General features: G+C 64.7%; 17 protein-coding genes. 12 read left to right on the forward strand and 5 right to left on the reverse strand.

Annotation, left to right across the window (positions count from 1 at the left end):
- Positions 1–17 precede the first annotated feature (17 nt).
- A complete protein-coding gene (locus K2U94_RS10725; RefSeq protein WP_243067205.1) occupies positions 18–1,544 on the reverse strand; it encodes an efflux transporter outer membrane subunit in 1,527 nt (508 codons plus the stop codon).
- A gap of 530 nt (positions 1,545–2,074) precedes the next feature.
- Between K2U94_RS10725 and K2U94_RS10730 the strand changes: the two genes are divergently transcribed.
- Together K2U94_RS10730 and K2U94_RS10735 are read left to right on the forward strand one after the other, a co-directional pair.
- Positions 2,075–2,953 (forward strand): lysophospholipid acyltransferase family protein, encoded by an 879-nt coding sequence (locus K2U94_RS10730; protein WP_243067206.1) that lies wholly within the window; start codon positions 2,075–2,077, stop codon positions 2,951–2,953.
- A gap of 121 nt (positions 2,954–3,074) precedes the next feature.
- Positions 3,075–3,281 carry a hypothetical protein gene (locus K2U94_RS10735; RefSeq protein ID WP_243067207.1) on the forward strand — a complete coding sequence of 69 codons (207 nt, stop codon included), beginning with the start codon at positions 3,075–3,077 and terminating at the stop codon, positions 3,279–3,281.
- 17 nt (positions 3,282–3,298) lie between these two features.
- On the opposite strand, the gene K2U94_RS10740 is transcribed toward K2U94_RS10735, so the two are convergent.
- The gene (locus K2U94_RS10740; protein WP_243067208.1) at positions 3,299–4,045 is read right to left on the reverse strand and encodes a glycosyltransferase family 25 protein; all 747 of its coding nucleotides are present in this window, start codon (positions 4,043–4,045) and stop codon (positions 3,299–3,301) included.
- A 142-nt stretch (positions 4,046–4,187) separates the two neighbouring features.
- Between K2U94_RS10740 and K2U94_RS10745 the strand changes: the two genes are divergently transcribed.
- Positions 4,188–5,285, forward strand: a complete 1,098-nt coding sequence (locus K2U94_RS10745; RefSeq protein ID WP_243067209.1) for a glycosyltransferase family 2 protein — start codon at positions 4,188–4,190, stop codon at positions 5,283–5,285.
- A gap of 21 nt (positions 5,286–5,306) precedes the next feature.
- On the opposite strand, the gene K2U94_RS10750 is transcribed toward K2U94_RS10745, so the two are convergent.
- Positions 5,307–6,260, reverse strand: a complete 954-nt coding sequence (locus tag K2U94_RS10750) for a D-2-hydroxyacid dehydrogenase (RefSeq protein ID WP_243067210.1) — start codon at positions 6,258–6,260, stop codon at positions 5,307–5,309.
- 129 nt (positions 6,261–6,389) lie between these two features.
- Here K2U94_RS10750 and K2U94_RS10755 point away from each other — a divergent pair, with 129 nt between their 5' ends.
- From K2U94_RS10755 to hflX, 8 genes are all read left to right on the forward strand, one after another.
- Complete coding sequence (locus K2U94_RS10755) at positions 6,390–7,589, forward strand: NAD(P)/FAD-dependent oxidoreductase (RefSeq protein WP_243067211.1); 1,200 nt, start codon at positions 6,390–6,392, stop codon at positions 7,587–7,589.
- Between the two features lie 198 nt (positions 7,590–7,787).
- Complete coding sequence (locus tag K2U94_RS10760; RefSeq protein WP_243067212.1) at positions 7,788–9,953, forward strand: sensor histidine kinase NtrY-like; 2,166 nt, start codon at positions 7,788–7,790, stop codon at positions 9,951–9,953.
- Positions 9,954–9,966: 13 nt separating this feature from the next.
- Positions 9,967–11,334 carry a nitrogen assimilation response regulator NtrX gene (gene ntrX, locus K2U94_RS10765; protein ID WP_243067213.1) on the forward strand — a complete coding sequence of 456 codons (1,368 nt, stop codon included), beginning with the start codon at positions 9,967–9,969 and terminating at the stop codon, positions 11,332–11,334.
- 6 nt (positions 11,335–11,340) lie between these two features.
- Positions 11,341–11,862: a chromate transporter gene (locus K2U94_RS10770; protein ID WP_243067214.1), complete on the forward strand. Its 522-nt coding sequence runs from the start codon at positions 11,341–11,343 to the stop codon at positions 11,860–11,862.
- Complete coding sequence (locus tag K2U94_RS10775; RefSeq protein ID WP_243067215.1) at positions 11,859–12,398, forward strand: chromate transporter; 540 nt, start codon at positions 11,859–11,861, stop codon at positions 12,396–12,398. The genes K2U94_RS10770 and K2U94_RS10775 overlap by 4 nt, the downstream gene beginning before the upstream one ends.
- 91 nt (positions 12,399–12,489) lie before the next feature.
- The gene (locus K2U94_RS10780) at positions 12,490–13,350 is read left to right on the forward strand and encodes a D-amino-acid transaminase (RefSeq protein ID WP_243067216.1); all 861 of its coding nucleotides are present in this window, start codon (positions 12,490–12,492) and stop codon (positions 13,348–13,350) included.
- Between the two features lie 165 nt (positions 13,351–13,515).
- Positions 13,516–13,767 (forward strand): RNA chaperone Hfq, encoded by a 252-nt coding sequence (gene hfq, locus K2U94_RS10785; protein ID WP_243067217.1) that lies wholly within the window; start codon positions 13,516–13,518, stop codon positions 13,765–13,767.
- A 29-nt stretch (positions 13,768–13,796) separates the two neighbouring features.
- Entirely contained in the window at positions 13,797–15,203 is a 1,407-nt protein-coding gene (gene hflX, locus K2U94_RS10790; RefSeq protein ID WP_243067218.1) for a GTPase HflX, read from the forward strand.
- 8 nt (positions 15,204–15,211) lie between these two features.
- Here hflX and K2U94_RS10795 read toward each other — a convergent pair whose 3' ends face one another.
- The gene (locus K2U94_RS10795; protein WP_243067219.1) at positions 15,212–15,988 is read right to left on the reverse strand and encodes a sulfotransferase family protein; all 777 of its coding nucleotides are present in this window, start codon (positions 15,986–15,988) and stop codon (positions 15,212–15,214) included.
- 304 nt (positions 15,989–16,292) lie between these two features.
- On the opposite strand from K2U94_RS10795, the gene K2U94_RS10800 reads away from it, so the two are divergent.
- The gene (locus tag K2U94_RS10800; RefSeq protein ID WP_243067220.1) at positions 16,293–17,258 is read left to right on the forward strand and encodes a lytic transglycosylase domain-containing protein; all 966 of its coding nucleotides are present in this window, start codon (positions 16,293–16,295) and stop codon (positions 17,256–17,258) included.
- A 193-nt stretch (positions 17,259–17,451) separates the two neighbouring features.
- Here the strand turns inward: K2U94_RS10800 and K2U94_RS10805 are convergent, their stop codons facing one another.
- The gene (locus K2U94_RS10805; RefSeq protein ID WP_243067221.1) at positions 17,452–17,715 is read right to left on the reverse strand and encodes a hypothetical protein; all 264 of its coding nucleotides are present in this window, start codon (positions 17,713–17,715) and stop codon (positions 17,452–17,454) included.
- Positions 17,716–17,843 lie beyond the last annotated feature (128 nt).

Raw genomic sequence — 17,843 nt, forward strand, 5'->3', positions numbered from 1 at the left:
CGCGCGGAGCGTAAAAATTATGGCGGCGGCGCCGGAAGAGAGCGCGCGGCCGCCTCGATCAATGGCGGCGCCTTCTCGGCCGCGAGGCTTTCGGCGTCATATCCGCCGCCCAGGGCCTCAATTAGCGTTACATTGGCGGTAAACAAGGCCTGGCGCGTCGCCAGCACCGATTCTTCATCGGCGAGCAGGGTCGCTTCGGCGACCACGACCGTGGTGAAGGCGACGGTGCCGGCGCGATATTGGTTGAGATAGACGCGAACCGCCTCGGCCGCCGCGTCGCGCGCCTTTTCCCGCACGCGCAGCTCCTTGGCGTAGACGCGCAAGGCGACGAGCTGGTCCTCGACCTGCTGGAAGGCGGTCAGCACGGTCTGGCGGTAATTGGCGACGGACTGGCGCCAGGCCGCTTTGGCGGCGTCCACCTGCGCGGCCCGCAATCCGCCGTCGAACAGAGGGTCCGCGGCGGCGGCGCCCAGCGACCAGACCTGATAGGCGGCGAGGAAGGGGAAAGCGTTCGCCCCTTCGAAGCCGCCGGCGGCGGAAAGCGTGATCGTCGGATAATAGGCGCCGACCGCGACCCCGACCAAAGCGTTCTGCTCCGCGATGGCGCGTTCGGCGGCGGCGATGTCGGGCCGGCGCTCCAAAAGGGTCGAGGGCAGGCCGGGCGGCGTCGCGGGCGGCATGCGGGCCAGGGCGCCGCGGCGGATCGTCAATTCGGACGGCGGCCGTCCGACAAGGGCCGCGATCGCATGTTCATATTGTTGGCGGAGCACGTCGGTCGCGATCGCCTGCGCCTGGGTGTTCAGGACCTGGGTCTGGGCGGTGATGAGATCCGCCTTGGAAACCGTGCCGCTGTTGTACTGATTCCGGGTGATTTTTTCGGTTTCCTGATAGATCTTGACCGTTCGGTTGAGCAGATCTTTCAGCGAATCTTGGTAGCGCAGGTTGAAATAGGCGATGGCGAGCTGGGCCTGGGCGGAGAGCGTCGCATTGGCGAGCAACGCCGAATCCGCCTGCGCGAGAGCGACATTGCCCTCGACCTGGCGGCCGATCTTGCCCCAGATGTCTATGGTCCAGCCGACGGTCCCCTGCGGATAGAAAAGGGTGCGGGCGAAGGCGTGGCTGGTGTTCGTTCCAAGAGAGGTGGTCCCGGAGCCGCCGCTGGAAAGGACGCCCGAGCCCTCCCCGGAGCGGGTGACGGGATATTGGCCGTTGATGGCAGGCAGGAGGCTGGCCTGCGTTTCGCGGATCACGGCTCGCGCCTGCTCGTAAGATGCGAGCGAGGCGGCGACGTTCTGGTTGGTGACCGCGACCTGCGGCAGAAGGCGGTTCAACTCGGCGTCACGATAGACCGTCCACCAGGCGCCGCGGTCGGCGCCGTCGCGCGGCCGGGCAGGGCGCCAGTCTTTCGATTCCTTGAATTTCGCTGGAACCGGCGCGGTCGGGCGGACATAGTCCGGTCCCACGCTGCAGGCGGCGAGAATCACAGGCGCGCTCAGGGCCGGGAGAATTTTCAGGGCGCGCGAGCGGAACGAAAATCCTGCCATCAGCGCTGCCCTCCGCGCGGCGCGCCGGACTGTTCCCGCCGCCGACTTCGATCAAGCAGCCTTCTGGCCGACATTTCCATTCCTGTTTTCCTTCGCCGGGCGGGCTCAAGCCAGGCCGTACGCAATCAGCCGGCTTTTGAGCGCCGGCATATGAACCATTCATTAACGATTCGCGCCGTCTTCGGTAAGGGCTGCGGGGCCACAGCGCGGCAAAATCGCCAACCTGTGGCCGAAATGCGATGCCGCGCCATGGGGCCCGAGTCTTGACGGCGCGGCGGGGCTTGGCTAGACGGCCTGCCGACAAGGTCAAGAATGGAACCGTCTTTTCCGGCCCGTAGGGCGCTGGAGGCGACGCGCTGGGAAAGGCTCGCCCCCTGCTGGCGAGAGGTTTTGCGTCGCCGCAAGGGCGATCTGGCGAAATCGCTGGCGCCGGAAGCCGTGACTATCCGTTCATGCGCGATTCAGCTTGGCGCCGTGTGGATTCGGCCGGCCTTCGGGCGGTACGTCTTAAAGTGCAAGGTTTGGATGAGATGGCAGGGCGCAAGGAGCCGAATTTTCGTTATTGGATTGAATATCTCGGCTTTCGCCTGTTGGGCGCGGTCTTTTCCTCCATGCCCGTCGAATGGGCCTCCAATGTCGCCGGCGCGCTGATGGCGCGGATCGGGCCGCGCTCCAAAAAGCGCCAGCCCCGGCTGATGCGCAATCTCGCCGCCGCCTTTCCCGAAATGAGCCAGGCCGAGCGTGACAAGCTGGCGAATGACGTGTGGCGCAATATCGGCCGCGTCGTCGGAGAATTCTTCCATATCGACGCCATCGTGCGCGACCGCGTCGAGGTCGCCAATCCGGAACTGCTCATTGAAATCGCCAAGAGCGGCAAGGGCGCGGTGCTGTGCGGAGCCCATCAGGCGAATTGGGAGGGCGCGAGCGCGGTCGTCAACAAGTTCGGCCTCAGCCCGATGGCGGTCTATCGCCCGATGAGCAATCCTTTCGTGGACGCTGAAATGCTGCGGCGGCGCGGCAAATATTACGCCGGCGGATTGATGGCCAAGCACGATCCCGAAACGCCAGTCGCCCTGATCCGCCATGCGCGCGCCGGCGGCGTGGTCGGCGTGCTGGTCGATCAGCAGGCCTATATGGGCCTGCCGACGCCCTTTTTCGGCCGTCCGGCCCAGACCACGCCCTTTCCCGCGCTGATCGCGCGGCAATGCAACGTGCCTTTGCTGCTGATCCACGGCTATCGCATGCGCGGCGTCCGCTTCAAAATGTTCATCACCCCGATCGAAGTCCCGCGCACCGACGACCGCAATGCCGACGTCTACGCCGCGACCGCGGCGATGCAGGCGGAGCTTGAAAACTCGATCCGCCAGCATCCCGACCAATGGATGTGGACCCACGACAGGTGGCGGTGAGGCTGCACGCAACGATGACGCCGTTGGGGCGTTACGCCTGTCTCGCCGAGGTCGAACAGGCGCCGGCGGACACCGCGCGCTCGATCGCCATCGCGAAGTCCTGAAAGCCGATGTTCAGGATATGAGCGGTCTGGAAAGCGGCGCCCGCGATTTTGCCGACAGGCTGTCATGCGCTTTGCAGGCGGCTCTTCTCGTCCAGCATGCCCCCGCGGCGACGGCCGACGCCTTCTGCCGCTCCAGGCTCGAAAGCGGGCGCCGCCATCTCTATGGCGCGCTGCCGCGCGACGTGAACTTTCGCGCCATCGTCGATCGCGCCGCGCCGCGATAGGGCGAGCGGTCGGGAACCTAAAATCCGGGCCGCCTGGCGAAGGCGTGCCAGAGGCGGACCTGGGCGCGATAGAGCGGACGCAGGGTTTCTCGCGCCAGCCTGTGCGGCAGCGGCTTTTTCTTCGCCTGAATGGTCGAGCCGCCGATCCCGGCCGAGGCGTCGCGCACGCCCGAGGGCTGGAAAGCCAGCAGTTCGACACCCGTCACCCAGGACATTTGCAAAAAAGTGTCCACCGGGCGGTCGAACTTTTCCGTGACGGCGAGCAGTCGCCGCGCCGCTTCCGCCGAGACGAACTGCGCTATGGCCCGCAGCGGCGGATTTTCGGGGCGAATCAGGGCGACGCCTTCGCCCCGCGCCAATATCTCTCCGCGCACGGGGGTTTTTTCGGACGGGGCGAGGGCGTAGCTCCAGATTTTTCGGGTCTCGCGGGCGAGCGCGAAGGTTCGGGCGAAGGAATTGGGGTCGATGGCGGCGTCGTCCTCGAAAACCAAAGCATAATCCAGCCCTTCCGCGAGAATCCGCCGCCACACGGCGCGATGGCTGAGGAAAACGCCGATCTCTCCGCGATTGAGGGCGAAGGGATAGAGCGGCCGATGGCAACGGCGGCCATAGACGCGGTCCGTCTCGTTGGGCGCGAGCAGCGCGCCGTCAGTCGCGTCCAGAATTTCGCTGGCGCAGGGCAAAGCGGCGCGCAGGCGTTCGACCTGCGGGCGCCGCTGGGCGGACCGCTCGAGATGGATGATGAACGCCTTCGGCTCGGACATGAAATTTTCGCGGGCTTCCCGCCGCGCTTTTAGCGCTCCCGGCGCGGCCTGTCAGCGGTTTGCTTTGACAAAGCCGTCTCAAAAGGCTCTTTTTTCGCCGCGCCAGAGGAAGCCAGCCCCGCCATGCCGAAAAGGCCTTTCCATGCATGATTCGCAACCGCGTCTCGACGCTCAGGTCGCGAAGGACGCCGCCGCCGCGCGACGGGAAGCCGGACGGCGTCTGGCGGCCGGCAAAAAGCCCAGCCTGATGCGGCTGGCGCTCAATCCGTCGCTCGTTTTTCTGCGGGTTTATCTTGGAGAGGGTTGGCTGCTTCGCGGGACGCGGGGCTATATCCGCGCCCGTGCGGCGCAGCTTGCTTCCTTCCTGACCGAAGCGACCCATTTCCAGATGGCGACCGGCGCGCGCTCCCCTGCGCCGAATTCGGCCGCCGATATCCCCGCTTTCCAGGGCGCCACGCTGCCGCTGTCGGCGACGATCATCTGCAAGAACGAAGGCGGCTATATCGAAAAATGCGTCGCAAGCCTCGACGGCTTCGCCGAAATCGTCGTGGTGGATTCCGGCTCGACCGACGCGACGCTCGATATTCTGCGCGGTTTCATCGCACGCGGCTGGCCCATCAAGCTCGTCGAGCGCGACTGGTTGGGCTATGCGAAGCAGAAGCAATTCGCCTGGGAGCAGGCGACGCGCGACTGGGTTTTGAGCATCGATTCCGACGAATGGCTCGACGACGACCTGCGACGCGAACTGCCCGCGCTTCTCGCCGCGCCCGATGAAGTGGTCGGCTGGCGCCTGCGTCGCCCGCTGGCGTTTTACGGTCAGTTGAACGTTCCGCCGAAAGATGCAAAGCCCGAACGGATCATCAGGCTGGCGCGGCGCGAAAAAGTGCGTTTCGACGAAAGCGCGCTGGTGCATGAGGGGCTGGTGGCCGACGGCCGGGTTCTGGAGGCCAGTCGAGGCCTGCTGCGCCACGATCGCGCCTTGCGCATAGACGAGCAGATTCTCAAGGAGGCGACCTACGCCTGCCTCAAGGCGCAACAGAGGATTCTGCGCGGCAAGAAGCCGTCACTGCTCAAGCTCGTGGTCAATCCCCCGCTTTATTTCCTGAGGATTTTCTTCCTCAACCGTGTCTTTCTCTATTGGATCGACGGCTATATTCTCGCTCGCACGCGTGCCGCCTATTCCTTCATCGGCGAGGCGCTGCATTATCAGTTGTCGCAGGACGGCGGGCGCCGCGCATAGGCGACTTTTTGACATCGGGCGCTAATCCAGCCGGTTCATCCGCTCGCCCTTGACGAAAGCGGCGAGAACCGCGCCGAGTTGGTCGGCCAAAGTCTGCTGCGCTTCGAGACTCGCCCAGGCTATATGCGGCGTCACCAGCACATTCGGCCTTTGCGCCAGCCGCATGATGGCGCTGTCCATTGGCGGCGGTTCGGGGCGGGTGACGTCGATGCCGGCGCCTGAGACGAGGCCGTCGTCGAGCGCCCGCTCCAGCGCCGCCTCGTCCACCAGCCCGCCGCGCGCGGTGTTGATGAGCAGGGGCTTTTTGCGCATCAGCGCGAACTCCGGCCCGGCGATCATGTTCTCCGTCTCGGCGTTGAGCGGGCAATGCAGCGAGAGGACGTCGGAGGTGGCCATGACCTCCTCGAATTCCAGCGTTCCCGGCCGTGCGCGTGCGCCCTTGCGGCCGGCAAAGACCGGCTCCATGCCGAAGGCTTTTCCCAGTTCGGCGACCCTTTGTCCGAGCGAGCCGGAGCCAAACAGGCCGAGCCTTTTGCCGCGCAGATCTTTGATGGAATGGGTGTGGAGGGCGAACTGTCCGGCGGTCTGCCACGCGCCGGCGCGCACGTCGGCGACATAGGGCAGGATCTGGCGCTTGAGCGCGAGAATCAGCGCTAAGACATGTTCGGGAACCGAATCTACCGAGTAGCCGCGAATATTGGTCACGGCGATTCCCGCCGCGCGCGCCGCCGCGAGATCGATATGGTCGAAGCCGGTGGCGGCGATTGCGATCAGCCGCAAATCGGGCAAGGCGGCGATGGTCGCGGCGTCGAAAGGGACCTTGTTGGTGACGACGATCTGCGCGCCTTGCGCGCGGGCGACAATGTCTTGCGGCGCGGTCGACGCGAAATTCGTCCATTCGTGCGGAAAGCGGGGCCGGGGGAGGACCACGCCCTCGGCGAGTGTCGCCGAGTCGAGAAAGACTATTCTGTGCATGCAACCTCCGGCCTGGCCGCCGGAGACTGGCGCGGGCGGGGGCTTGAATCAAGTCGCGCCGATTGCTTCGGCGCAAGGCTTCATGCGAAATGCGCCGGTCAAGCGATTTCGACGGAAAGCGGGGGCTTCATGAGCGGGCAAATCGTCATTGTCGGCGCCGGCCAGGCCGGCCTGCAAATCGCGGAAAGCCTGCGGGCGGAGGGGTTCGACGGCGAGGTGACGCTCCTGGGCCAGGAGCGTCACGCGCCCTATCAGCGGCCGCCTTTGTCGAAGGCCTGGCTCGCCGGCGAGAGCGCGGACGACCGCCTCACGATCCGCGCCCCCGATTTCTTCGCGGCAAGGAAAATCGATCTGCGCACAGGCGCCGAGGTCGAAAAGATCGACATAGCCGGACGAAAGGTCGTCCTCGCCGACGGCTCGGCGCTGTCGTGGACTGGCCTCGCGCTGGCCACGGGCGCGCGAGCGCGGCGGGCCGATCTGCCGGGGGCCGAGCTTCCTCACGTCCGTATGCTGCGCGATCTCGATGACGCCCTTGAGATATCGCGCCGGCTCAATTCGGCGAAACATGTCGCGATTGTCGGCGGCGGCTTCATCGGGCTGGAGGTCGCGGCGGCGGCGCGCAAGCGCGGCTGCTCGACCGTGGTGATCGAGGCGCTCGACCGCCTGATGGCCCGCGCGACGACAGGGCCGATTTCGGCCTTTTTCTCCGCCCTGCACCGCGCCCATCGCGTCGAACTGCATTTCGGCGAACAGGTCGCGGCAATTTCCGAGCGGAATGTGACGACCGTGTCGGGAAAGTCTTTTCCCGCCGATCTCGTCGTGCTCGGCATTGGCGCGATTCCCAATGACGAACTCGCCGCCGCCGCCGGACTCGAAGTTTCGCGCGGAATCGTGGTGGACGTCTACGGCCGGACCTCGCGGAAAAATATCGTGGCGGCTGGCGATTGCGCGGTCCTGCGGTGCCCCGACGGGGTTCTGCGGCGCTTCGAGAACGTGCATTTTGCGGTCGAGAGCGCCAAGGCCGCCGCCGCCGCCCTACTGGGCCGGGAAAAGCCCTTCGCGTCCGCGCCCTGGTTCTGGTCCGACCAATTTGACGTCAAGCTACAGATGGCCGGACTGAGCGATGGCCATGACCTTTGTGTTGAAAGGCGGGCTGGCGACAACGCCTTTTCGCTGTTTTATTATCGGGGCCGTCAATTGATCGGGGTCGATTCGGTCAATCGCCCGGGCGAACATCTTCTGGCGCGCAAGCTCCTCGACGCGGGGCTCTCGCCCGATCCGGCGCTGGCCGCCGACAGCGCGCAGGATTTGCGGCTCCTGTTTCGCTGAGGCCAAGAAATCCCCGCAATTTTGTCGCAATCATGCAACAGCGTTGCATTATTGCAACTCGCCTGTCCTTCCAGTAAACCTCCCTCCTGATTTCCAAACGCCTCGCGGTCAATGACGCAAGACAAGGAAAACCGGCCCGAAACGAGACAATCACGCCGTCGAGACCGCCGATTCCTGTCGCGGCTCGGACCCTTCGTCGTGGCTGTCGCGATTCTCTGCGCCATCGGCAGCTTTCTGATTTTCGCGGGGCTGACGCCGCTCACCCCGACCGACCAGAACGTCAAATATCTCTTCTTCGTGGACGCCGCGATCGCGGTGATCCTCGCCGCGCTGGTCGCTTTCGAGGCGGTCCAGCTCATCCGCGCGTGGCGGGCCAGGACGGCGGCGGCGGGCCTCCATATCAGGATCGTCGCATTGTTCGCGGTCATCGCGGCGGTGCCGGCGATCAGCATGGCCATCGTCGGTTCGGTGACGCTCGACAAATTGTTCAACCCGGCCTTCATGCGCGATGTCCGCGGCTTCATCGGCGGGGCGACCGAGGCCGCCAATCTGTTCCGCGAGAACCAGTGCCTCTGGCTGTTGCAGGAATCGCAGCTTACGGCGTCCGACCTCGACCGTGGTAAGCCGATGTTCGATTCTGACCGCAGCCTGTTCAAGGAGTTCTTCACCTCGCGCGCCCATTTCCTGGGCTTTTCCGCCGCCGCCATGATCAAGCGCGACGGCTCCATCGTCGAGCAGGTCGATACCGGCTCGATGATTCGCGATCCGGTCGTCAAGCCGCAGGAACAGGATTTCAATGATTCGCTGAAGAACGAGCCGCTTTGCCTGATTCTCAACCAGGGCCGCACCTTCGTCGCCCTGCGGCCGCTGCCCTCCTTCAAGGACACGTTCCTCTACACCAGCCGTCCGGTCGATCCCTTCACGCTCGAATTCCCCAAACAGGCGGCGGCGCTGAACCATCTGTTCGACAATTTCGAGCAGCACCGGAGCCAGTTCCAGACGACTCTCGCCATCATGTTCGGCCTGCTCGCGACGATCATGCTGCTGGCGGCGGTCTGGATCGGCCTTGCCTTCACCAATGCCCTGGTCGCGCCGATCCGCCGCCTGATCGCCGCGACGGATCAGGTTTCGGCGGGCAATTTCTATGTCCAGGTGCCGGTGCGCGCCTCCGAGGGCGACCTCGCCCATCTTGGCCAGACCTTCAACAAGATGACCTCGGAGCTGCGCCAGCAGCAGAGCCGCCTGATCGCCGCCAATCACCTCATGGACGAGCGCCGCGTCTTCACCGAGGCCGTGCTGTTCGGCGTTCCGGCGGCGGTGATCGGGGTTGGCGCCAAGGCCGACGTCACCGTGTTGAACCCGTCCGCGCGTGTGCTGGTCGGCGCCGAGGGGCAGGACGCCGACAAGGCCGACAAGGCGATCGGCCAGCCGGTGGCAGAGGCCCTCCCGGAGCTTGCGGCGATGATCGAAGAGGCGCGCGCCGGCTATTCGCGCATGACGCAGCGCCAGATCACCCTCAATCGCGACGGCCGCGAGCGAACCTACAACGTCCGCATCACCAACGGGCCGCTCAATCGCGGCGAACGCACCTTCGTCGCCACGCTCGACGACATGACCGATCTCGTCTCCGCGCAGCGCACGGCGGCCTGGGCCGACGTCGCCCGGCGCATCGCCCATGAGATCAAGAATCCGCTGACGCCGATCCAGCTTTCCGCCGAGCGGCTCAAGCGCAAATACGGCAAGGTCATCACCTCCGACAAGGACGTGTTCGACCAATGCACGGACACGATCATCCGGCAGGTGGACGACATCAAGCGCATGGTGGACGAATTTTCCGCCTTTTCGCGCATGCCCAAGGCGCAGCTCGCCACCGACGATCTTACCGCCTGCATCGAGCAGGTGCTGTTCCTGATGCGTCACGGCCATTCCGACATTGCGATTGCCGGAGATTTTCCGCCCGGGCCGATCGTCGCCCGTTTCGACCGCCGCCTGCTGTCGCAAGCCGTGACCAATGTGGTGAAGAACGCGACCGAAGGCATCGCCGCCGCCGACATGGCGGGGCGAGAACCCAAAATCGATGTGCGCCTGCGAGTCGCGGACGGCGTGGCGGTCATCGACATCGAAGACAATGGCAAGGGGTTCCCGCGCGAAAACCGGGCGAGGCTGCTCGAACCCTATATGACGACGCGCGCGGAAGGCACCGGCCTCGGCCTGCCGATCGTGGCGAAGATTCTCGAAGATCACGGCGGCGGCATCGAACTCCTCGACGCCGCCTCCGGCCAGGGCGCGCTGGTGCGCCTGCATTTCCCGATCGCCGCGGCTCCCGCGGCGGAGGAGGGCGCGGAAAGCGCCGAAAAAGCTTGAGCGAAGGTTGACCATGGCTCACGATATTCTGATCGTCGATGATGAAGCCGACATTCGCGAACTCGTCTCCGGCATTCTGGAGGACGAGGGCTATTCCACGCGCACCGCGCGCAATTCCGACGAGGCCTTGGCCGCGATCGAGGCGCGTCGTCCGCATCTCGTTTTCCTCGACATCTGGATGCAGGGCTCGAAGCTCGACGGGCTGCAATTGCTCGAATCGATCAAGCGCCACCATGAAACCCTGCCGGTGGTGATGATCTCTGGTCACGGCACCATCGAGACGGCGGTCACCGCCATCCGCCAGGGCGCTTATGATTTCATTGAAAAGCCTTTCAAGGCCGACCGGCTGGTGCTGGTGGCGGAAAGGGCGCTCGAAACCTCGCGCCTGCGCCGCGAAGTCACCGAATTGAAGGCGCGCTCGGCCAGTTCCAACACCCTTGTCGGCCATTCGATCGCCTTGCAGCAGCTCAAGCAATTGATCGAGCGCGTGGCGCCGGCCAATTCGCGCATTCTCATCACGGGCGCTCCGGGCGTCGGCAAGGAGCTGGCGGCGCGCGCCATTCACGAGGCCTCCAACCGCGCCGGCGGGCCTTTCGTGGTCATCAACGCCGCCGCGATCGCCGCCGACACCATGGAGATGGAGCTGTTCGGCGTCGAGGCGCGCGACGGACGCCCGCGGAAAACCGGCGCGCTCGAGGAGGCCCACGGCGGCACGCTCTATATCGACGAAGTCGCCGACATGCCGCGCGAAACCCAGGCCAAGATCCTGCGCGTGCTGGTCGATCAGAATTTCACCCGCGTCGAGGGCACGACCCGGGTTCATGTCGATGTGCGGGTGATTTCCTCCTCGGCGCGCGACCTGCCGCGCGCCATCGAGGAAGGGGCTTTCCGGGAGGACCTCTTTCACCGGCTCTCGGTCGTGCCGGTCAGGGTGCCCTCGCTCTCCGAGAGACGCGAGGACATTCCCGAGCTGATCAATTTCTTCATGGACCAGCTCGCCGCCAATTCCGGCCTACCCCGGCGCAAGATCGGCGACGACGCCATGGCGGTGCTGCAATCCCACGACTGGCCGGGCAATATCCGCCAGCTGCGCAACAATATCGAGCGCCTGATGATCCTCGCCGGCGGGGATCATGAGGCCGAGATCACCGCCGAAATGCTGCCGCGCGAAATCGGCGCTTTGGTGCCCTCGACCCCGACCGGCTCGGGCGGCGAGAAGCTGATGAGCCTGCCCTTGCGCGACGCGCGCGAAGTGTTCGAGCGCGAATATCTGGTCGCCCAGATCAACCGTTTCGGCGGCAATATTTCGCGCACGGCCGAGTTTATCGGCATGGAACGCTCGGCGCTGCACCGCAAGTTGAAATCGCTGGCGATCGATTGAACGGCCGTGACCCGGCGCGAGCTGTTCCTGGGCTTTTTCAAACTCGGCGCGCTCGGCTTTGGCGGGACGGGGCCGTTGGCGCGGGCAATCATCGTTGATGACCGGCGCTGGCTCGACGATTCCGAATTCGCGGCTATACTCGGGCTGTGCCAGGCGCTGCCGGGGGCAAACACCTGCAATCTCGCCGTCATGCTGGGCGATCGTTTCCACGGCGCGAGCGGGGCGCTCATCGCCCTTGCCGGCCTGCTCGCAGCGCCGCTCGCCATTGTGGTTGCCGTCGCCAGCTTTTTCGCGACCTTCGCGCATCATGCCGACGTTCGCGCCGCATTATTCGGGGCGACAGCCGCCGCCGCCGGCCTCGCGCTCGGCACAGCGGTCAAAATGACGATCAAGATCCGGCCCAGCCCGCGCGTAGTCGCGCTGGCCTTCGCGGCCTTTCTCGGCTCCGTTGTGCTGCGCGCGCCCCTTCCTCTCGTCCTCGGCCTTGTGGTCCCGGCAAGCTTCGTTTTGGCGGGCTGGGCGGAATGAAGGACGATCTGCTCGGTCAGATCTTTTTGCGTTTCGCCGGCATTTCCCTGCTGGCGGTGGGCGGCGCGACGGCGGCGCTGCCCGAGGCGCAGCGGCAGATCGTGACCCAGACCCATTGGATGAGTGCGGAAACCTTCGCCGAAAACTTCGCTATCGCGCAAATCTCGCCGGGTCCGAACGTCATCGTCTTCAGCCTGTTCGGATGGCGGCTGGCGGGCCTCGCCGGGCTCGCCGTCGCAACTTTGGGCATATTGGCGCCGGCGTCGCTGCTGGCCTTCGCCGCCGCGCGGGCGATGCGCCGGGCCGGCGAGGCGCCCTGGCTGACGCGGCTCAAAAAGGCGTTGACGCCGGCGGCCATTGGCCTGATGGCGGCGAACGGCTATCTTCTCGCGCGCGCTGCCGATTCCGGTTTTTTCGCCGCCTTCGTCACCCTCGCCTCGGCGGCTTTCGTCGCTTTGTCGCCGCGCAGCCCGCTCTGGGCCATGGCCGCGGCTGCGGCGACGGCGGTCGTCGCGGGCAGATTAGGATTGCTGTAAATGCGCCATGTCGCCCCGGCGACATGGTTAGGAACGAAGTGACGCCGAGCAAGTGCGAGGGGCGCCGCCCGCAGGGCGGCGGAAGAAAAAAATGAGTCGCGTCGCTTACGTCAACGGCCGCTATATCCGCCACGCCGCCGCCGGCGTTTCGATCGATGACCGCGCCTTCCTGTTCGCGGACGGCATTTATGAAGTGATCGAAGTTTTCGACGGCCGATTGATCGACGAAGAGGGCCATCTTCTGCGGCTCGCGCGGTCGGCCGCCCAATTGCGGCTGACCCTGCCGATGGCGGCGACGGCGCTGCGGCGGATTTTGCGCGAGCTGGTGGCGCGCAACCGTGTGACGGATGGCCATGTCTATCTCCAGGTCACGCGCGGCGCGGCAAAGCGCGACCATGGCTTCCCTAAGCCCGGGACGCCCTCGACCGTGGTCGCCTTCGCCCATCGCGGCGACCGGGCGGCGGCAGAGGCGCGGGCGCACGCCGGCATCAAGGTGATTTCCCTGCCGGACATCCGCTGGAAGAGGCCGGACATCAAGACCACAAGCCTTTTGCCCAACGTGCTCGCCAAGCAGCAGGCCAAGGAGGCCGGGGCCTATGAGGCCTGGCTGGTCGACGCCGACGGCTTCGTCACCGAGGGGTCTTCGAGCAACGCCTGGATCGTGGACAGCGCGGGCGTTTTGGTCACCCATCCCGCCGATTCGGCTATACTTGCGGGAATCACCCGCGCGCGCCTGCTCAAGATCGCCGCCGCCAGGGGGCTGAAAATCGTAGAAAGGCCCTTCACCCTCGCCGAGGCTTTTCGTGCGCAAGAGGCTTTCATCAGCGGGGCGACCACGATTGTGCTCCCCGTCGTGGCGATCGACGGCCAAAATATCGGTTCCGGCGCGCCCGGCGCCGTCGCTTTGGGCCTGCGCGCTTCGTTTCACGAATTCGCGCCCGCGACGGCTTGAAGACGGTTGCTTATAGAAATAGCTCTCGTAAAAGAATTTCTTGCTTCGTCGCGACGCTTGAGACTCTAATGGACAAAAGCGCGGGGAAAGCGCCGCTTCAGCCCGATGTTCTGGCCAAAAGGCCCGCCTTCGATGCCGACGCAGAATAAGTGAATAGGAAAAAACATGGCGGTTGAACGCACACCCAATCTCCAGGATACGTTTCTCAATTACGTCCGAAAAAACAAGGTTCCGCTCACGATCTTTCTCGTCAATGGCGTCAAACTGCAGGGCGTCGTGAGCTGGTTCGATAATTTTTGTGTGCTTTTGCGCCGCGATGGGCACTCGCAATTGGTCTATAAGCACGCCATATCCACAATCATGCCGGGCCATCCGATCCAGATGTTCGATCCATCGGAAGAAGGGGCGGACAAATAGATTTGCGCAGCAAGGATTCGACGACGGACTTGAACGACAAGAAGGCGCCCATCGACGGCGTTTCGCTCCAGAGACGCGGGGGCAAGACCCGCGTTCTGGTGATCGGCCCCTATCTCACCGACCGCGCCGCGCCAGAGGCGTCGATTCGTTCGCGCGCGGCGCGGCTCGACGAGGCCGTTGGCTTGGCGGGCGCCATCGACGTCGAGATCGTCGGGAAGGAGATCGTTTCGCTCACGCAGATTCGTCCCGCGACTTATCTCGGCAAGGGCAAGGTCGAGGAACTGGCCGAAAAGGTCGGGGAGCTGGAAGTCGAACTGGTGGCGGTCGATTGCGCTTTGTCGCCGGTGCAGCAGCGCAATCTCGAAAAGGCCTTCGGCGCCAAGGTCATCGACCGCACCGGGCTGATTCTCGAAATCTTCGGCGAGCGCGCCCGCACGGCGGAGGGCGCCCTGCAGGTCGAGCTTGCCCATCTGACCTATCAGAAATCCCGGCTGGTGCGGTCCTGGACCCATCTGGAGCGTCAGCGCGGCGGCTTCGGCTTCCTCGGCGGCCCGGGCGAAACGCAGATCGAAACCGACCGCCGCCTGATCCAGGAACGGATGAACCGGATCGAGCGCGACCTCGAAACGGTCAAGAAGACGCGCGGCTTGCATCGCAAGAGCCGGCGCGACGTTCCTTTCCCGATCGTGGCCCTGGTCGGCTACACCAACGCCGGGAAATCCACGCTTTTCAACCGGCTGACCAATGCCGAGGTCTTCGCCAAGGACCTGCTGTTCGCGACCCTCGATCCCACCCTGCGCGGGCTGAAACTGCCGCATGGCGGCAGGGCGATCCTGTCCGACACGGTGGGCTTCATCTCCGACCTGCCGCATATGCTGGTTTCGGCCTTTCGCGCCACGCTGGAAGAGGTGAGGGAGGCCGACATCATCCTCCATGTGCGCGACATTTCGCATGAGGATTCCGAGGCGCAGAGCGCCGATGTCGAAAAGATTCTGGCCGAACTCGATGTCGACGCCCATGACCATGGCCGCCTGATCGAGGTTTGGAACAAGATCGACCTGGAGCCGGTCGAGGAGCGCGCGCGGCTGAGAACAAGCGCCGCACGCCGTCCGGAGGACGAGCGTCCCTGCGTGGTTTCAGCCGTCACCGGCGAGGGGCTGGACGATCTGTTGCTGGCGATCGAATCGCGCCTGGCGCGGGGCAGGCCGATGCTGAGCGTGCCGCTCGACGCCGGCGACGGCGAGGGCCAGGCTTGGCTCTATGCCCATACCGAGGTGATTTCGCGCGCCAACGACGATGAAGGCCACGCCTTTTTCGAAGTCCGCGTCGCGCCCGAGCAGCAGGAACGCATCCTCCGCCGCTTCCCCGGCGCCTCGGCCGCGCGGCGCAATGCGCCGCCCGCGCTCGACGGAGCGCAGGCGGGCTGGTCCGCGTAGCGGCGGCGTCAGCGGGCGCCGTCCCAATAAGCGGCGCCGAATGAATAGCCGAACGCTTTCATTTCGGGCCCGCAGATGGATTCGAAGGCGTTTCGGCCGGCGTCATCCCACAAATCCCCCAGCGCGAGCACGCGCTGGGCCGTGCCCGGTTCGGTTTCCTGCGGGCGGCGCTGGCGAAAGAAGTTCGTCGCGGCGGCGGCCTGCGCCTCGGTGAGATCGAGCAGACCAGCCATTTTTTTGGTCACCGCTTCCGGGTCGCGGATGAGTTCCTGCTGGTCGATTTCCAGATATTGTTCCTGAGCAAGGCGCTCCCGCGCCTCCCGCCAGCTTTTCATATTGTTCGCCCAGCTCCGGCAATGCGCCTCGATCCCGTAAGAGGGAAATTTGCGCAGCCGGGAAACGACATTTTCGAGGCCACGCCGCTTGGCGAAAATGAACACGCTCCCCGGCCACAGGTCGAGCAAGGTCGGGATTGCCGCGGTCATTTCCGGATTGCCGCTCTTGTCGAACCAGGGCGGGGCAGGGTTGTGGCGCTCCAAAATCTCGCGAAATATCTTCGCGATATCCTGCGACAGGCGCTGGCGATCGACGACCGAGGCGAGAACATCGGGGCCGTCATGGCCGAAAGTCGCGAAATGCCGGTCGATTGAAAGTTTTAGCGTGGTCAGGAGGGGCAGAAAATTGCCCTCGAAGAACCCTTCGTACCCGGCGCTCAATGCGCCCCCGGCCAGCGCGCTGGTTCCCGACCGTGGCGAACCAACAATGAACAGGGGATATTTCGCCATTCCAGGCTCTCCATAATGGCCGCAAGCGCTGCTTCCGCGAGCAGGGAAGCAAGCGATTGTGACAAGATTATCAATAACGTGACGATTTTGGCGTTGAGGGCTCAGCCGCCGTCGATGTCGAGCTTCGAAAAGCGGCCTTGCGCGATCTTCGATGCGCCGCCGCTTCGGTTCCTCTGGCGGGAGCGCCGAGCGGGATCGCGGCGCTACAAAAATTCTTAAATCGCGTTTTATATTGTTGCTCATCCTTGGCGTCGGAAGGTTAGGCAAACTTATGGCGCGGTTAAGCGGATGGGCGTGCGCCTTATTGACGGGACTTGCGGTCGTCCCCGCCCATGCCGGGGAAACATCGGCCAACGCTGTCGAATATGCCTCTGTAGCAAAGTCCGCCATTCATCGCGTCGCGGCCGTTCCGCTTCCGCCTCAACATACCGCGCCCGCGCCGGCGGCGAGCGTCCTTGCTCGGCGGATCGTCACCATCAAAAAGGTTTGCGACGAAATCTCTCTCGCCGCCAGAACCTATCATTTGCCGAAAAAATTTTTGCTGCGGCTGATCTGGCAGGAAAGCCGGTTCAATCCCAAGGCCGTCAGCCCGGCCGGCGCGCAAGGCATTGCGCAGTTCATGCCGGCGACGGCGCAATGGCGCGGCCTGGACGATCCGTTCGATTGGTCGCTCTCGATCGAGCATTCCGGGCGCTGGCTAGGCGAATTGCGCCAGCAGTTCGGAAATCTCGGACTTGCCGCGGCCGCCTATAACGCCGGCCCCGGCCGCGTCCAGGACTGGCTCGCCGGCGCAGGCGGCCTGCCGGAGGAAACCCGAGCCTATGTGCGCACGATCACCGGCCGGAACGCCGATGACTGGATCGGACAGCGGGATGCGAGCGCGAGCGTCGAAACGCGACTGGATGATATGGAATGCCCGCCGCGAAGCTACCGCCCCATGACGGCTCTGAGCGCCGAACCGGACGCCGCATGGAAGAAGGGGAAGCACGCCAGATCCGCGGGTCCGAAATCGCGCGTGCGGCCCTGGGCGCTGCAATTGATCGGCGACCGCTCGAAATCGGCCGCCATGCAGCAATACGCCACCATGCGCCGACATTTTCCGACAATTCTGGGGTCCCACGCGCCGGAGGTCGTGGCGCGGAGGATTGGCGGGCGCCGGCCCACCTTCTGGTACCAGATCCGCGTCTCGGAAGTGACGCGCCAAAGCGCGGCGTCGCTCTGCTCCCGGCTCAAATCGGCCGGCGGCGACTGCCTTGTGATTCCAAATTAGGCGCGGCCTCGCCTGCAGCGCATCGCTGGCGCGCAGGCCAGGCGTGTGTCGCCGTAATGGCGCCTGATTGCGCGAGAAGCGCCAGAAGCGGTCCCTCCGCCGGAGCCGTCCTGACCGCTTGGCTTTTCAGAATGGGGTGGCGCGCTGGGGGCGTCCCTGACCCGCGCAGGCGCATCATGGCGCCGCGCCGTGGTCAGATCGGGAAGGCTTCCACGGTTACGCCGCAGCCTTCCAGAAATTTGCGGATCTGCATCACGTCATCCTTGGACAGGCTGTGATGGTTGCGGTGAAGCATGGTTTTCTGGCCTGCAAGAGTGACTTCGACCTTGTTGCCATGTTTGCTGTCGAGTTCAGCGCCGAGCGCGGTCAGCGCATGTTCGGCGTCCTTGAAGTCGATGTTGGCGGTGACGGGGTGAGCGAAGAAAGCGTGCAGGACTTTACGATCGTGATGATTCACGCGAACCTCAAGTTGGTGTTGGCATCCCAGATGAATAGAACGATATGCGGAGTTACGAAAACGTCAATGACCCACATCAATACGAATGTCTTGTTAGCGGCTGCTTGACGAATATTTTTGGCGCCGAG

The organism is Candidatus Rhodoblastus alkanivorans, assembly GCF_022760755.1.
GTDB classification, from domain to species: Bacteria; Pseudomonadota; Alphaproteobacteria; order Rhizobiales; family Beijerinckiaceae; genus Rhodoblastus; species Rhodoblastus alkanivorans.

Excerpts from the sequence above, each read along its gene's own strand:
- K2U94_RS10740 (WP_243067208.1), bottom strand. The coding sequence starts at position 4,045 with ATGTCCGAGCCGAAGGCGTTCATCATCCATCTCGAGCGGTCCGCCCAG.
- hfq (WP_243067217.1), top strand. The coding sequence starts at position 13,516 with ATGGCGGTTGAACGCACACCCAATCTCCAGGATACGTTTCTCAATTAC.
- K2U94_RS10730 (WP_243067206.1), top strand. The coding sequence starts at position 2,075 with ATGGCAGGGCGCAAGGAGCCGAATTTTCGTTATTGGATTGAATATCTC.
- K2U94_RS10725 (WP_243067205.1), bottom strand. The coding sequence starts at position 1,544 with ATGGCAGGATTTTCGTTCCGCTCGCGCGCCCTGAAAATTCTCCCGGCC.
- K2U94_RS10735 (WP_243067207.1), top strand. The coding sequence starts at position 3,075 with ATGAGCGGTCTGGAAAGCGGCGCCCGCGATTTTGCCGACAGGCTGTCA.
- K2U94_RS10780 (WP_243067216.1), top strand. The coding sequence starts at position 12,490 with ATGAGTCGCGTCGCTTACGTCAACGGCCGCTATATCCGCCACGCCGCC.
- K2U94_RS10795 (WP_243067219.1), bottom strand. The coding sequence starts at position 15,988 with ATGGCGAAATATCCCCTGTTCATTGTTGGTTCGCCACGGTCGGGAACC.
- K2U94_RS10775 (WP_243067215.1), top strand. The coding sequence starts at position 11,859 with ATGAAGGACGATCTGCTCGGTCAGATCTTTTTGCGTTTCGCCGGCATT.
- K2U94_RS10755 (WP_243067211.1), top strand. The coding sequence starts at position 6,390 with ATGAGCGGGCAAATCGTCATTGTCGGCGCCGGCCAGGCCGGCCTGCAA.
- K2U94_RS10750 (WP_243067210.1), bottom strand. The coding sequence starts at position 6,260 with ATGCACAGAATAGTCTTTCTCGACTCGGCGACACTCGCCGAGGGCGTG.
- K2U94_RS10745 (WP_243067209.1), top strand. The coding sequence starts at position 4,188 with ATGCATGATTCGCAACCGCGTCTCGACGCTCAGGTCGCGAAGGACGCC.
- ntrX (WP_243067213.1), top strand. The coding sequence starts at position 9,967 with ATGGCTCACGATATTCTGATCGTCGATGATGAAGCCGACATTCGCGAA.